This is a genomic window from Caballeronia cordobensis (assembly GCF_001544575.2).
Taxonomy (GTDB): Bacteria; Pseudomonadota; Gammaproteobacteria; order Burkholderiales; family Burkholderiaceae; genus Caballeronia; species Caballeronia cordobensis.
On sequence record NZ_FCNY02000003.1, the window covers coordinates 293,952 to 309,269 of the forward strand.

Below are 15,318 nucleotides of genomic sequence, written 5' to 3' on the forward strand. Positions count from 1 at the left end.
TCCTCCTTGCCGCCATCGTCGCAGGCGAACGTCCGTGCTGGCAAACGAAAACTTTTCGTGGACGGTTGAGCGCAGTTCAATCGCTCGCTTTTTCGCTTTCGGCGAAACCGGCCGCCTGTTCGATCAGCCAGGTGCGAAACGCGACGAGATCCGCGCGCTCGCTCGCGTGCGGCGATTCGCACAGCCAGTAGGCCGTTTGCGTTTCGACGCGCGTCGCGGACGCTTCCACCAGCGTGCCCGCCGTCAGTTCGCGATCGACGAGCGGCCGTCTGCCGATGACGACGCCAAGCCCCGCCGCGGCGGCGTCGAAGGCAAGCTGGACGGTATCGAAGCGCAGACCGCCGCGAAGATCGAGCCCGTCGATGCCCGCGCCGTCCATCCACGCCTGCCAGTCCTGGCTCGCGGTATCGACGTGAATCAGCGTGGCGCGTGAGAGATCCGCGCTGCCGTCCGCGCCCGACAGCCCCGCGCGGTAGGCCGGGCTGCAAAGCGGCACGAGACGCTCGCCGAAAAGACGCTGCCACGATGCGCCGTCCACCGGGCCGCGCGAGAGGCGCAGGCCGATATCGAAGCCATCGACGGGAAAACCCGCCTGACGCCGCGAGGTATCGACGCTGACGTCGACGTCGGGCCAGCGCGCGCGGAAATCGGCGAGGCGCGGGACGAGCCAGCGGGCGGCGAGCGTAGGTGCACAGGTGACGGAGATGGAGCGGCGTGTGCGCCGGTCGGCCAGCGATCGCGTGCCGATGGCGATGAGCGAGAACGCTTCGGCTATGTAGGGCAGGTAGTGTTCGCCGGCGGCGCTCAGCGACAGGCCGCGCGGCTCGCGCACGAACAACTCCACGCCGAGCAGCTTTTCGAGCGCGCCGATGCCGTGGCTCACGGCGCCCGGCGTCACGTTGAGCTCGGCCGCGGCGAGCTTGAAACTGCGATGGCGCGCCGCGGCTTCGAAGAGGCGCAGGGCGTTGAGCGGCGGGAGGCGCTGGGGCATGTTGGGCGTGTCGGTCGGCGGCGTGTGCTTATATTGCCATTTCAGCGGGCCGGCTCGCGCCGCGACTTCCACCCGTTCCACGACCGGCGCGCGATGCGTCCGAACGGCGGATTCGCGAACAGGACCGCTGCGCCCAGCGCGATGCCGCCGCAGACGAGAAACGTGCCTCGATAGCCGAGTGCCGCGACGAGCGCGCCCGACAGCACGCCGGAAAGAATCGAGCCGACGCGCGAGGCGTTGAAAAAGAGCGCCGTGGCCGAGCTGGGTCGTTCGGGCATCAGGTCCTGCATATAGATCATGCCGAGACATGAGATGACGGACACGACGAACGCGTTGAACGCCTGCATCGGAATCAGGAAGCGGATGCTCTGCGACGCCGCGACCGCGATGAAATAAACCGTGTGCACGGCGGCGCTGGCGGCGAGCCATCGCTGCTTGTCGAGGCGCGAGCCGCGTGCGCCGAGCGCGAGCATCATCGGGATTTCGAGGAAGGCGCCGAGCCCGAGCATGACCGATACGTCGATGCGCGTGCCGTGCATGCCGTGAACGACGTACAGCGGCAACACGATCATGGTGGCGCTCGCGGCCAGCCCGATGAGCGTCATGGCCACGGTGGCGCGCCAGATTTCCGCGCGCGTGTGCGGCGCGCCGGCGTGCGGCGGCACGAGTTCGTCGGTATCGGGCGCGGTCACTTCGAGGAGCGACGACGGATCGCCCGCGTAGTGCGCGGGTGCGCTGTGCGGATCACCTTTTGGCGAATCGTGCATGCGCCAGACGATGCCGCCGCACGCGACGAAACACGCGGCCGCGAACAGGAAAAGGCCGTAGAAGCCCGCGGCGGCGAGCACCAGTGCGCCGACCGAGGGGCCGAAGACCCAGGCCATCGACAGGACGGTTCTGAGCGTGGAAAGCGCGAGTGCGCGTTCGGCTTCGTCATCGACGGGCAAAGCGGCGCGTGCGAACGAGAACACGAGCGACATGGCGGCGCCGCCCGCGCCGAGAAACACGATGCCGATGGCGATCAGCGCGGGATAGCTGCGCAGCAGGCACAGCAGAAGGAAGCCGAGCGCCGACGCGATGAGCGCGGCAAGCAGCAGCCCACGGTGATGGCCGTGGCGATCCGACCATTTGCCCGCGAAGGCGCTCGCGACGACGCCGCTCGCCGCGATCACCGTCATGAAGACGCCGAGGCGCAGCGGCGTCATGTCGGCCTGTTCGACGCTGAACAGCGAGAGATACGGCGCGGTGAACGACATCGCGATGCCGAGCATCAAGGTTGCGCCGGCGAGCGGGAGGAAGAAGGGAATTTTCGCGAGGCTGAAAAGGCGTGTGTTCATCGGGATGTTGAGGGACGCGGCTGGGGTCGCGTATGGGCGGGTTTGGGGTGATTGTGCGGGATTTGGGCGGTTGGGGGATTTCGGGATTGGGGTGCGCGTGTTAGTTGACATAATGTAAATTAGCGTCGGTTTTTATGTCGCGGCCAGTTAGAAATGTCGTAGCGCCAGCTAAATACAGATGTCGGGTTTTAAACCGGTGGCAAACTGGCGACTGAGCGCAACGCTTTTCCCACCCGTGCGAGGAGACCGCATGACAGCCCATGACTTCTCCCAGTTTTCCTGGGACGAACAAGAAGACGTCAAAGCCGTGCTTGTGAATCGGGGGCTCGAACTTCGTGATTTCCGGATTACGGACAATGTCATCGTCCCGGAGGACAACTCAACCGGCGCCACGCGGCAGATTTCCGTCACGCGAATCTCCAACGGCAAGACGGCGAGCTACGACACGGATCACTTCGCCATCTGGCTCACGGATTTCGCGGATGCTCTGGAGTCCGGCGAGTTCGACGACTAATTAGTTGAAAGCGCTTAGGCGCTCGGCGAAAGCAGCCACTCGAACCACATGCCTTCCTTTGGAGGGTTTGTATTGCTTGCAAGCTCGCCTATCGTTGTCACGAACGTGCGCTGCTCCTTGATCGACGCCACCACGCCTGCGCGTCGATCGCCATGGCCGCTTCAAACCAGTTCTCGACAAGGCGAACGCCAGATGGAAGCGATCCAACAGTGCGCCGTCTTTTGTTAACACGATAACGACACATGATTCCATCGAAACGCTACGCGATGCGCGAACTCGCGGCGCCAGCGGGACAATCGCCGCTGCAATGAGCGCCGGGCGGCGGGTTCCTCGCGCCCGCCCGACAATTCGCCGCCTCTAAGCGCCAGCAACCGTCGATTGGCATCATTCGTGCCTGCAATTCGCCTGACTGCGGACCATCCTTCCCGATGCGCCGTCGAAGCATCGCCCTGGCCACTCGATGCTCGTTGCTTGGCCGACGCGTGCCGACATGATGCACGCGCGTACTGACTATATTTTGAGGAGCAAACTGATGATGCTCGACCGACATCAGTTGGAGGCTTTCGCAGCCGTCGTCGAAACCTTGAGTTTCGAACGCGCGGCCGAGAGGCTCAATGTAACGCGCGGCGCGATCTCACAACGCGTCAAGGCACTGGAAGAGGCACTATCGACCGTCCTGCTGGTGCGCGACAAGCCGCTGGCCCTCACCGCGGTCGGCGAGGTGCTGCTCAAGCATGTGGTCGCCATCCGGCTGCTCGAAGCCGACACCTACAGCCAGGTGCGCCCGCATGGCGTCGAGGGACGAGGCATGATGCCGCTCGCCATCGGCGTGGATGCGCATTCGATCGACACGTGGTTCAGCGCCGTCGCCCAGCGCCTGATCGAACGCAACACGGTAGAACTGGAAATCGTCGTGGATGACGCCGATCCGGCTTTTCCGGTCCTCACGCGCGGTGAAATCATCGGCTGCGTCTCGACCGTGCCGCGGCCTGCGCGCGGTTGCGCCGCCACGCTCATCGGCACCATGCCCTATCGTTGCGTTGCGAGTCCGGCCTTCATGCTGCGGTATTTTTGCAAAGGCTTCACCCTGCATTCGGCCACGTCAGCGCCCGCCGTATTGCTCGGCAAGCGCACCGCCATGCTGGATCGGTATCTCGACACGGTATTCGGCGTAGCCGCCGCCCGTTATCGCAAGAACTTCCTGCCTTCCGCCGCTTCGCAATTCGAGGCGATCGTCGCGGGGGTGGGCTATGGGCTGCTTCCGGAGCAGACCGTGCGCTCACGGCTCGCCAGCGGCGAACTCGTCGATGTGATGCGGCACATGCCGCTGCACGTCACGTTGTACTGGCATCACTGGCGAGCAGCACCGCCCGTCTGCGAGGCGATCTCCTCGGATATCGTCAACAGCGCGCGGGAGATACTGCAGATGAGCGGCGCGGAAGTCGCGAGTCATGCGACGGCACCCACGACCCCGTGAAGACATTGCACCCGACGAGCGCGGCCGACAACGCTACGCTCGTCCGGGGCACTTCGGCGCAGCGGCAGACGCCGGCGCATGTTCCTGCGGACCCTTGTCATCCAGCTTTGCGCGGAACCCGCGAGCCGTCAGCCATAGCAACGCCGCGCCGGGCAGCGATAGAAGCCCTGCCATGAAAAGCATGATGTGCTGCACGCCGAGCGCGGGTCCGAGGCCCGCCGTAATGAGCCCAGCGATGGGATACGAGAGCGAGTTCACGAGATAGAACGGACCGATGACCTTGCCGAGGTGCTCGGGCTCGATCGCCCTCGCCCGCTGCGTGCGGTTGAATACGTTGAACCACGCGACGCCGGCCATCGCAGCGGGAAATGACATTGCGTAGATCCACAGCGTGTCCGTCCAGCCCATCGACGCGAGGCCGATGCACATCACGGCGAATCCCGACGCGCCGATGCGATAGACCGACCACATTTTCAGCAAACGGGGCATCGCCAGCAGATTGATGAAGCCGAGCAATCCCGCGGCGGTGTTCATCAGGCCGAAGACGCTGTCCGGCGCATGGAAGAGCCCAGTTATGAGGTAGGCATTGGCGCTGATCGCGATGGCAAACGCAAGGTTGATCGTGAAGTTGACCAGTGCGAGCATGAGCACCGGCCGGTTACGGATCAGAAGCTTCCAGCCGAGCAGGAGCTCCTGCCCCACGCGGCTCGGTGTGGCCTTGGCGGACAGCCCTGTCGGCATACCGCGCCAGCACAGGACGGCGGCGGCGAACGCACCCGCCGCGACGACGAGCAGCGGGAGCTTGCCGAGCCGGTACGCAAGTCCCGCGGCAAGCACCGGCCCGAGCGCTCTCGACAGCAATTCCGCGTTTTGCACCAGCGATTGCAGGCGCGCCAGGGTGTCGCCTTCCGCGAGCGCCGGAACGGTCTTTTCCACCGACATGCGAATCGGCGCCATGAACGCGGAGAGCAATGCGCTATTGATCATGAGCGCGGCGATCGCCGCGCCGGGAACCGTCCAGCATACGAGCGCCGCAATCAGCAGGCATAGCGCACGCCCGGCATTCGACGCGAGAAACAGCCGCTTTCCACCGACACGGTCAGCGAGCACGCCGGCAAACGGATAGCAGATCAGCGCCGGCACCCACTCCACGGCAAATGCGATGCCGGAATACGTCATGCTCGCCGTTTCCTGATAGATGATGAGGGGCACCGCGAAAAGCACCGTCTGCTCGGCGACGATGCCGAGCATCAGCCCGGCGGCGAAGCAGCGCAGGCGCCGGGCCTTGCGGCTGTCGATGGCATCAGATGACAAGGGCTATCTCCTCGTGCTCACCTTCATTGGCTTCGAGCTTGCGCACGAGCGGGACAACATGCTGGAAAAAACGGCGCATTTCGCCGCGGGTGGGCCAGCCCGAAAAGATGAACTCCGTGACGCCGGCCTTCTTGTATTGCATGAGACTCTGCGCCACGTCCTCGTAGCTGCCCGCAAGGCACAGCGCCGGCCCGCCGCGATACGCCACGGCGCCCGACCACAGCACCGGCGACAACCATTCATCGACGGCTTGCTCCGCCAGCCGGAACGAGGTCTTCACCGCCTGCGAGTCGCAGTGGCTGACGAACTCGCGAACGTTGCGCCGATGCTGCTCGTCCGGATTGGCCATCATCGCCTTGATCTCGGCAAGCACCTCAGCGTGCGTTTCGCGAGCGAGCACATGCATGCGAATCCCGACCTCCCGCCCTGCATCGCGCACGAACCGGCTCGCCGCTGCGATGCCTTCCGGCGTGTCGCCATAGCGCAGCCAGCAATCGCCCCAACGCACCGCGCTTTCCTGCGCCTGCTGCGAAGCGCCGCTCAGATAGAGACGCGGGCGATCGCCGTCCTTGTACGGCAGCCCGAGTTTCGCGCCGCTCAGGCGGTAATGCTCGCCTTCGTGCGTTATCGGCGATTCGCCGTGCCAGAAGCGCTGCAGGACCGCGAGATATTCATCGGTGCGGCGATAGCGATCGTCATGCTGCAGATAGTCGCCGTAGTACGCCTGCTCCTCGGGAGAAATGCCGGCGACGATGTTCAGCGAAATCCGCTTGCCGGACATCCACGAAATCGTATTCACGACCTGCGCAAACAGCGTCGGCGGCATCAACCCCGGGCGATACGCGAGAATGAACGTCACTTTCCTCGTCTCCCGGACCAGTGCGCCGATGAGCGGCAGCGGGTCAGGCAGGTGGAACCCGATCCCCATCAACAGCGAATCCACGCCCAGATCTTCCGCCTCCTGGACGAAATCGATCATGCCGTCGAGGTTCAGTTCGTTCGCCAGATCCTTTTCGGATGCCTTAGTATTCCCGTCTCCCCTGGGCGCGCACCAGTGGAATCTCAGTGGTCTCATCGCTTGCTCCGCATGGATTCGTTGAAGTTGAAACGAGCTTAGGTGCGATGCAAACCTCATCGCAAGCGCTAACTCATCGATGCAAGAAATTCTGACGGACCGATAGCCGCGCTCAACGCGTGCGGTGCATCCCGGTCCGCTCATCGCCGACCGCACGCCTTGTATCCGCGCAGGCCCGTGCACATTCGCCGAACCGCCTTGGGCTATTTCACCGGCACTTTTACTGACGCGCCGTCAATTAAATCGACCGATGTGCTCGAGCGGCATTTCCTGATCTACATTGATTTCACGATTCGTTCGGGGACGAGTCGACTGACCGATGACAGGAGCAAGAGCTTATGCTGTGTCTCAAAGAAAAACGCGTGGTCGTCTTTGCCGAGGGCTGCTTCGGCCCGGTGACGAGCAAGGTCGCCACTTCCTATCTGCGATACCGCCACAAGGATTGCGTGGCGGTCGTCGATAGCCGCCTTGCCGGACAGGATGTGGGCGCCGTGCTCGGCTATGGCCACGGCATTCCGCTCGTCGATTCGCTCGAATCGGCGCTGCGCTTCGAGCCGCAGATCCTCCTGATCGGCGTCGGCCTGTTCTCCAACGAGTTGCCCGAATCATGGCGCGGCCAGATCGCGCTTGCGCTCAGCCGGGGCATCGATGTCGTGAGCGGCCTGCACTTTCGCATCGCCACCGATCCGGAGTTCGCCGCACTGTCCGCCGCATCCGGCAGCCGCATATGGGACACCAAGGAGCCGCCCGCGACGCTGGCCACCAACGCAGCCCGGCTCGATGAGCTGGACGGCTTCGTCGTTCATACGGTCGGGAGCGATTGCCGCGTCGGCAAGAAGACCAGCGCCATCGAGATCACCGAAGCTGCGAGGCGCAAAGGCTTCAACGCCGGTTTCGTCGCTACCGGCCAGAGCGGCATCTATATCAGCGGCCGAGGGGTCGCGGTGGATGCCGTGCCCGCCGACTTCATCGCCGGCGTCACCGAATCGATGGTGATCGAATCAGCGGCGCATCACGACTGGATCGTGGTCGAAGGCCAGGGTTCGATCTCGCACCCGGCCTACAGCGGCGTCACGCTCGGCCTGCTGCACGGGGCGATGCCTCAGGCGCTCGTGCTGTGCCACGAGGCGGATCTCTCGCATCACAAGGGCTGGCCCAATGCGCCGCTGCGTCCACTGGCGGAGCTCATCGCCGTGTACGAGCAGCTCGCATCGTTTCAGCGGCCTGCCAAAGTCGTCGGTGTCAGCGTGCATTGCGGGCACATGAACCGCGAGGACGCCGCGAGCGTGGTCGAGCGCATCCGCGATGAAACCGGGCTGCCCGCCACCGACGTCATCCACTTCGGCGCCGACACGCTCGTCGATGCGCTCGCCGCACATCGGCGCGGGCTCCTGGGTGAGCGCACGGAGGCTTCGCTTCGAGTCGCAGCACCGGCCCGGAACCACTGATACGCACGAAACGGGAGCACCCGACATGAACGTTGAATCGATGTTGTTGCGCGTCGAACCGGCGCGCGCGCTGACCGGTCGCGCGGTCACGCCATCTTCCAAGCCCGAGACGCAGCGCGCCATCCTGGCCGCGACGCTCGCGCGTGGCCACTCGGTGCTGGAAAACGACCTGCGCTGCGTGGAGACGCAGACGATGAAGCACGCATGCCGTGCGCTCGGCGCGGTGATCGAAGAAAAGGACGGCTACCTCGATATCCACGGCGTGGGTCGCGACTTTCGCCTGGGGCACCGCGTCATCGACGCACTCGGCTCCGGTCTGGTATTCCGCACGTTCGCCGCGCTTACCTGTTTCGCGCCATCGCCCGCCGTCATCACCGGCGACGCCATTCTCAGGGGGCGCGTGATGAAGCCGCTGTTCGATGCGCTCCACCGGCTCGGCGCGCGCATCGACTGCATCGGCGACGCGGGCAAGGCGCCTATCGTCAACTGGGGCGGCGGCTTCCAGGGCGGGCGCTGCGTGCTGCCCGGTAATGTCAGCTCCCAATTCATCACCGCGATCATGTTTGCCGCGCCCCTGGCTGCGCAGCCCAGCGAGATCGTGATCGAAGGCGAGATCCTCTCGAAGTCCTACATTCGCCAGACCATCGCGACGCTCACGCACGCCGGCATCGGCGTCGAAGCGAGCGACGATCTCTCGCTCATCCGCGTGTATCCGGGTGAATATCGGCCCGCGACGTATCGCGTGAGCGGCGACTACACCTCGTCGTCTTATCTGATCGGCGCCGCCGCGATCTTTCCCGGCGTCACGGTGCTCGAGAACATGAGCGCGCAAAGCCTGCAGGGCGAGTACGCGATTATCGACGTGGTGCGTACGCTCGGTATCGAGGTGAACTTCGACGAGACCCACAAGCGGCTGACCCTCGTCAATCGCTTGCCGGGGCTCGCCGGCGACTTCGAGTTCGACGCGAGCGACTGCCCGAACATCGTGCCGACGCTCGCCGCGATAGGCGCCTATGTGAAGGGACGCTTCCGCGTCGTGGGCGGTTCGATCACGCGGTTGCACAAGTCGCCGCGGATCAAGGCGATGGTGAGCGAGCTCGGCAAGCTCGGCGTCGATATCAAAGGGCTGTTCAAGGACGGCGTGTACGACGGCTTCGAGATCAACGGCCACGGCGAGGACCCAAGCGGCGGCGTCGAGCTGTCGAGCTGGGGAGACCATCGCATCTTCATGTCGCTGTTCGTCGCATCGCTGCGATGCCGGCACGCGAATCTGCTCGACGGCTATCGCGACGTGACCTGCTCCTTCCCCGACTTTTTCACGCAATTCGAAAGCCTGGGCGTGCACTGCCGCGAAGTCGGCCCGGGCCAGGAACTCGATGACAGCGACAGCGAACCCTGTCTGCTTCGGGCATGAACGATACGGGAGAACCAGCATGATTTCAGATCAACAAGCACGCTTTTACGCCGATAACGGGTATCTGGTTATCGACCGGATGTTCGATCGGGAGCAGGTCGGGCGCGCGCTCGCCGCCATCGACGAACTGCTGAGCCCCGCCAATCCGGACAAGCCGTACGAATTCGAGCCGCGCGACGGCGTTACCGTCCGCCGCATCTGGTCGCCGACGCGCAAACACGAAACGTTCTGGGCGATGGCCACCGAGCCCGCGCTGCTGGACTGCATCGAGCGGCTGATCGGCGGGAACATTCTCTTTCACTACAGCAAGCTCAACATGAAGGGCCCGCGCGTGGGCAGCGTCGTCGAGTGGCATCAGGACTTCTCGTACTACCCGCACACCAACACGGATCTGTTGAGCGCCCTCACCTTTCTCGACGATGCGAGCGCCCGCAATGGCTGCCTGCGCGTGATACCCGGCTCGCATCGCGGCGGCCTGCTGTCGCACGATATCGACGGCTACTTTCGCGGCAAGGTCGAGGGCGTTGATGAAGCGCGCGCGGTCAGTCTCGAAGTGCCGGCCGGCAGCGTCGTGTTTCTGCACTGCCTCACGCTCCACGCTTCCGCCCGCAACGAATCCGACCTGCCCCGCCGCACCTTCCTGCCGGCCTACCGCGCAGCCGACGCCTTTCCGATCTACTTCGGTCCCCATGCCGCGCACAACGAGCCGGGCATACAACTGCTGCGCGGCCAGCGCGCACGGGCAGCGCGCGTGGAGGCCGGCCTGCATCGGCTGCCGATCGCCGAGCGCGAATTCGGGTCGCTGTACGAAGTGCAGGAGGGCTCACATCTGCGCAAGGATCTGACGGTGATGGAGACGGCAGGTTATGCCGTCGCCGACATCGCAGCAAAGTGAGGCACGCAATGGACTGGTCATCGTTTGTCGCCGCACCGCTGCGTTCGCTCACGCCGTATCGGCCCGGCATCACCGAGGAGAAGCTCAGGCGGGATTTCGGCCTGAGCGAGATCTTCAAGTTCTCCAGCAACGAGGCGCCGCTGCCGCCGTCACCGCTCATGTTGAAGGCGATGGGCGACGCGCTCGCGCAAAGCCACCGCTATCCCGATACGCATGATCTCGTCGCCCGGCTCTCGCAGCATCTGCGCGTGCCCGCGAGTCACCTCATGATCGGGAACGGCTCCATCGACCTGATCGCGTCGCTGGTTCGCGCATGCGTTTCGCCGCAGCATAACGTCGTGCTGTCGGAGTTCGGCTACTGCGCCTACCCTGCCTTCGTGAAGGAACAGGGCGCGACCGTGAAGTTCGCTGCGTCCGGGCGCCATTTCGGGCACGACGTCGATGCGTTGCTAGCCCTGGTCGATGCGCGTACGCGCATGATGCTGATCGACTCGCCGACCAATCTTTCGGGCCACGCGCTGGATGCGGCGCGGCTCAGAGACCTGGTCGAGCGCCTGCCCGCTCATGTCGTCCTGGTGCTCGACGAGGCCTATGCGGAATTCGCATCGGACGACGCGTCGGCGTTCAACGCGCAGCTGCCGCTCATCCATCCCAGGGTCGTGGTCACGCGCACATTCTCGAAGGCGTATGGCCTCGCGGGGCTGCGCATCGGCTACGCCATCGCCGATGCGGGCCTCATCGACTGGCTGAACCGCATCCGCCCGCCTTTTCCCGTCAACCGTGTCGGGGCAGCCGGCGCGGCGGCGGCACTGGACGATCGCGCGCATATGGAATGCATCGTCGCGCAGGTGCGCGAAGGCCGGCGCACGCTCGTCGATGCGCTCGGCGCCATGAAGATTCCCGTCGCCGACGGCAGCGCGAACTTCGTTCTGGCCGATTTCGGACCGGCCGCACCCGCCGTCTATGAAGGCCTGCTCGCGCGTGGCTTGATCACGCGCGCGATGCACGCGTACCGCTTGCCCGGTCATCTGCGCATCTCCGTGGGCACGGCGGACGAGATCGGGCGGCTCGTGGCCGCCATCCGTGAACTCATGCAGCCTGAAAACCTGACCCATACGACCGAGGAGGATGCGTGAACGTCGTCATCATCAACAACCTCGCGCGCTTTCCCGGCACCGCGAGATGGGACTTCCATCTCGTGTGCTACGAGGCGTTCCTCGATCACGAAGCGCACGACGTCAGCTATATCGTGAACCGCCGCGGCCGCTCGGCGATCATGGCGCCGCCGGGCAGCCACAGCGTGTACGAACTGGACCGGCTCGACGACATCGCGGCGTACCGGCCGATTCTCTCGCGAATCGCGAGCGAGCACGGGCCGATCGATCGCCTGATCGTCTTCTCCGAGTCGCTGCAGGACCTCGGCGCGCAGCTTCGCGAGGAGTTTCGCATCCCCGGCAAATGGACGGCCGAGAATCGCCTCGGCCGCGACAAGCTCCTGATGAAAGCGAAAGTGTCGGCTGCCGGACTGCGCACTCCGCGCTACACCGCGATCACGGCGGGGCAAGTGGACGACGCCTTCGCGTTCGCGGCGAGCGCGGGCTATCCGCTGATCCTGAAACCGACCAACGGCCAGTCGAGTCAGGGCGTACGCAGGATCGAGGACGCGCCTCAGTTGCGCGCCAGCGTGTCCGCGCTGCCGGCGCACGAGACGTGGGACCTGGAGGAGTTCATCGACGGCACGCTGCTGCACATCGACGGGCTCGTCGATCCTTCAGGAAACGTCACGCTGGTCGTGCCCTCGCGCTATCTCAACACGTGCCTCGATTTCACCTTCGGCGCGCCGCTCGGTGCGATCACGCTGAAACCCGGCACCGTGCTTCATACAACGGTGAGCCGCTTCTCGGCGCGCTGCATCGAGGCCATCGGTCTGAAGGCGTGCCCGTTTCACCTGGAGCTCTTTCACACGGCCGAAGGCGAACTCGTGTTCCTGGAAGTCGGCGCGCGTGTCGGCGGCGCGGACGTGCCTTCGGTCATCCATCGGGCCACCGGCATCAACCTGTTCTGCGAGTGGGTCAACATGAGCATGGGTCAGGACGCCACGCTGCGCGCGCAACAGCGCTCGATCGGCGCGTGGCTGATGTTCCCTCGCCCCGATGGCCTGCCCCTGCGCGTGCGCTCCGTCACGCGCTTCGATGACCGCCTGCGCAGCCTCTACCGCCAGCTCGTGCCCGACGAAGGCCAGCTCATCGAGCACGAAGACGGCTACTGCTCGATGCAGTCGGGCCGCTTTCTGTTCGACTCGACGTCCGCGGACGAGGTCGAAAGCGACGTCGCCCATGTTCTCAACGCGTTCTCCATCACCACCACCGAGCCCTGACACATCATGACGAAACCCGCCCTGCTTCTTTTCGCACACCAGGCCCGCTCCTATGCGGCGATGATCAAGGAGTACGTCGAACGACTCGACGTCGCCCTGGTGATTCTCAGCTCGAAACCGCGCGACGTGCGCGATCTCGAGCAACTGAACGCGCTCAGCCCCGCCCGCCTCTGGCATGTCGACGACGAGCACCTCGACGAATCCCATGTGTCGATGGTGCTGACCGAGGCGCGCGACGAAGGCTTCACGATCATCGCATCGCTCGCGACGTTCGAAGGCTACCGCGTGCTGATGGCGCTCACCAACCAGCGGCTCGGCGCCGTCGATGTCGATCCGGCGGCGGTGCGTCGCTGCATGGACAAGTATCTGTGCCGCCAGTCTCTCGTCGAGCGAGGCTTGAGCCGCTCGGTGGCGACCGTGCTCGATGAAGAGTCGCTGAGCGTGCTGCGCGCGAGCGGGAGGAAGCTCTTCGTCAAGCCACGGCGCGGCGCCGGTTCGTTCGCCTGCTTCCGGCTCGACGATACGCTGACGCCCGAGCGGCTACAGGTGCTCAAGCAGCAGATGCGCGACGATCAAGCCTTTCGCGCGATCTTCGCCGGCCAGTTCGACTTCATCGCGGAGGACTACCTGCACGGCGACGAGTACAGCCTGGAAGTACTGGCGATGGGCGGCGCGAGCTATGTCATCGGCGTGCACGCGAAGTATCTGGACGATTCGAGCGGCACGACGCTCGAAACCAGCAACTCGCTTCCCGCGCCGCGCCTGAGCGATGCGCAACAGCTCGCCGGCGAGCGTTTCGTGGATGAATGCCTCGCGGCGCTGCAACTGCGCGACGGGTGCTATCACATCGAGGCGCGCCACGATCCGCGCGACGAGCACTGGGACATCATCGAGATCAATGCCCGTATGGGCGGCGCGCTCATCAACCAGAGCATCGGTATCTTCACGGGCGGCCTTTCGATGCTCGAACTATGGGTCAGGATGCTGTGCGCCACGACCGACGCCGCGCGCCGCGCATTGCGCGACGAACTGGACGTGCTGCGCGAGAGCACGCGCCGTCGCGACAAGAGCATGCAGCAGGGCACGGTGTTCTTCAGCCGCTATGGCCAGCGCAACCGTACGCTCGCGACGCTGTCGACACACGAGCTCGCGCCGCAGCCGGACATCATCGAAAGCCCGGTGCGCGAAGGCACCAGGCTGCCCGACTCGGAGCGCGGCATCTTCATTCTGAACGCGCTCTGGAAGGTGCCCATCGACGAGATCGCGACCCAGCTGAATGCGCTCGCGGCCATGCTCGACCAGAAGCTCGTCGTGCGTTATTCCGATGCGGCATGACGCGCCGCCCATTCCATTCTCGAGGAGAAGACCATGAATCGCGTGACCCGATGCGGCATTGAACGCCCGACACCCTTTTACTCACTCGCCGAGGGCCAGGAAGTGCGGGCCCGGCTCGACCGGTATCTCGACGGGAAGATGGCCGAATGGGCCGCTACCGTTCCCTATGCCAACCACCTGGAAAGCCGGAAGCTGGACAGCAGATGGTATCGCCGCCATACGATCGAGCATGTATGGCGCATTCGTCTGAGCCGCTCGGCGCATTGCAAGGCGCTGCACGCGATCACCCAGATTTCGCCGGAAGCCGCGCAGCTTTACGGGCAATACCAGTCCGAAGAGATGAACCACGACCAGTTGTTCATGCAGGACTGCAAGGCGCTCGGCGTCACGCAGGAGGAACTGCTTGCCACCGAGCCGTTCCTCGCGACCCGTCTGCTGCAAGGATTCTTCTATTTTCTCTGCGAGCACGAAAGCCCGCTCGGGGTGGTCGCATCGAGCTATCTGGTCGAGTACACGACGGCGAAGCTCACGCCTCGCCAGATCGAATCGCTGCGCACGACGCTCGGCGACGAGAAGATCAAAGGCCAGCTCGCGCACATCAACACCGATGTCGGCGACGATCACGCGGGCGAGATGTGGCGCATCCTGCGCTACCTGATTCAATCGGAAGAAGACGTCGAAAAGGTGCTGCGCTATTTCGACGACATTCAGACCATCCTCGCCATGTACTTCCGCGAGCTTTACGAGACCACGGTCGGAACGCCGCCCGTGGCGGAAATGGCGACCGCGTGAATCGATAACCTGCGGCTGCCCGCACGGGCAGCCGTCGCACCTGGGCCTGAACATGCATAAAGTAAACGTCAGCACGACCGGCGAGAGCTTCACGCTGCCCCACGACGCCTATCTCTCCGATGCCGCCGAGCTGCAGCTCGCGGGGCTCACCTTCGGATGCCGGGCCGGCATGTGCGGCATCTGCGTGATCGAGGTGATCGACGGCGCAGCCAACCTTTCGCTGCCCGACGAGGACGAGACGCGCCTGCTCGCCTTTCTCGGTTATAGGGATGCAAGTCATCGTCTAGCCTGCCAATGCCAGTTGCACGGCGATGTGACGATCCAGCAACGCTGAGCCGGGAGACCCAAT

General features: G+C 64.6%; 14 protein-coding genes. 10 read left to right on the forward strand and 4 right to left on the reverse strand.

Annotation, left to right across the window (positions count from 1 at the left end):
- Positions 1 to 76: 76 nt before the first annotated feature.
- Together gcvA and AWB70_RS07780 are read right to left on the reverse strand one after the other, a co-directional pair.
- Complete coding sequence (gene gcvA, locus AWB70_RS07775; RefSeq protein WP_053572065.1) at positions 77 to 991, reverse strand: transcriptional regulator GcvA; 915 nt, start codon at positions 989 to 991, stop codon at positions 77 to 79.
- Positions 992 to 1,032: 41 nt separating this feature from the next.
- Positions 1,033 to 2,328 (reverse strand): sugar efflux transporter, encoded by a 1,296-nt coding sequence (locus AWB70_RS07780; protein WP_053571268.1) that lies wholly within the window; start codon positions 2,326 to 2,328, stop codon positions 1,033 to 1,035.
- Positions 2,329 to 2,578: 250 nt separating this feature from the next.
- On the opposite strand from AWB70_RS07780, the gene AWB70_RS07785 reads away from it, so the two are divergent.
- A complete protein-coding gene (locus AWB70_RS07785; protein ID WP_053571269.1) occupies positions 2,579 to 2,842 on the forward strand; it encodes a hypothetical protein in 264 nt (87 codons plus the stop codon).
- Positions 2,843 to 3,374: 532 nt separating this feature from the next.
- On the forward strand, positions 3,375 to 4,319 hold the full coding sequence (gene argP, locus AWB70_RS07790; protein WP_063716395.1) for an HTH-type transcriptional regulator ArgP: 945 nt from the start codon (positions 3,375 to 3,377) through the stop codon (positions 4,317 to 4,319).
- A gap of 33 nt (positions 4,320 to 4,352) precedes the next feature.
- On the opposite strand, the gene AWB70_RS07795 is transcribed toward argP, so the two are convergent.
- The gene (locus AWB70_RS07795; protein WP_235024161.1) at positions 4,353 to 5,633 is read right to left on the reverse strand and encodes an MFS transporter; all 1,281 of its coding nucleotides are present in this window, start codon (positions 5,631 to 5,633) and stop codon (positions 4,353 to 4,355) included.
- On the reverse strand, positions 5,623 to 6,864 hold the full coding sequence (locus tag AWB70_RS07800) for an LLM class flavin-dependent oxidoreductase (RefSeq protein ID WP_235024162.1): 1,242 nt from the start codon (positions 6,862 to 6,864) through the stop codon (positions 5,623 to 5,625). The genes AWB70_RS07795 and AWB70_RS07800 overlap by 11 nt, the downstream gene beginning before the upstream one ends.
- Positions 6,865 to 7,046: 182 nt before the next feature.
- Between AWB70_RS07800 and AWB70_RS07805 the strand changes: the two genes are divergently transcribed.
- From AWB70_RS07805 to AWB70_RS07840, 8 genes are read left to right on the forward strand one after another with little or no spacing between them, the layout of a single operon-like run.
- Positions 7,047 to 8,156 carry an N-acetyltransferase DgcN family protein gene (locus AWB70_RS07805; RefSeq protein ID WP_053571271.1) on the forward strand — a complete coding sequence of 370 codons (1,110 nt, stop codon included), beginning with the start codon at positions 7,047 to 7,049 and terminating at the stop codon, positions 8,154 to 8,156.
- A gap of 25 nt (positions 8,157 to 8,181) precedes the next feature.
- Positions 8,182 to 9,570, forward strand: a complete 1,389-nt coding sequence (locus AWB70_RS07810) for a 3-phosphoshikimate 1-carboxyvinyltransferase (RefSeq protein ID WP_063786745.1) — start codon at positions 8,182 to 8,184, stop codon at positions 9,568 to 9,570.
- A gap of 19 nt (positions 9,571 to 9,589) precedes the next feature.
- Complete coding sequence (locus AWB70_RS07815) at positions 9,590 to 10,465, forward strand: phytanoyl-CoA dioxygenase family protein (protein WP_053571272.1); 876 nt, start codon at positions 9,590 to 9,592, stop codon at positions 10,463 to 10,465.
- Positions 10,466 to 10,473: 8 nt separating this feature from the next.
- Entirely contained in the window at positions 10,474 to 11,601 is a 1,128-nt protein-coding gene (locus AWB70_RS07820) for a pyridoxal phosphate-dependent aminotransferase (protein ID WP_053571273.1), read from the forward strand.
- Positions 11,598 to 12,842: an ATP-grasp domain-containing protein gene (locus AWB70_RS07825; RefSeq protein WP_053571274.1), complete on the forward strand. Its 1,245-nt coding sequence runs from the start codon at positions 11,598 to 11,600 to the stop codon at positions 12,840 to 12,842. The genes AWB70_RS07820 and AWB70_RS07825 overlap by 4 nt, the downstream gene beginning before the upstream one ends.
- 6 nt (positions 12,843 to 12,848) lie before the next feature.
- Positions 12,849 to 14,177, forward strand: a complete 1,329-nt coding sequence (locus AWB70_RS07830) for an ATP-grasp domain-containing protein (RefSeq protein WP_053571275.1) — start codon at positions 12,849 to 12,851, stop codon at positions 14,175 to 14,177.
- A gap of 33 nt (positions 14,178 to 14,210) precedes the next feature.
- Positions 14,211 to 14,969, forward strand: coding sequence for an iron-containing redox enzyme family protein (locus AWB70_RS07835; RefSeq protein WP_053571276.1), 759 nt, complete (start codon positions 14,211 to 14,213; stop codon positions 14,967 to 14,969).
- A gap of 52 nt (positions 14,970 to 15,021) precedes the next feature.
- Positions 15,022 to 15,303, forward strand: a complete 282-nt coding sequence (locus tag AWB70_RS07840; RefSeq protein WP_014252258.1) for a 2Fe-2S iron-sulfur cluster-binding protein — start codon at positions 15,022 to 15,024, stop codon at positions 15,301 to 15,303.
- Positions 15,304 to 15,318: the final 15 nt, after the last annotated feature.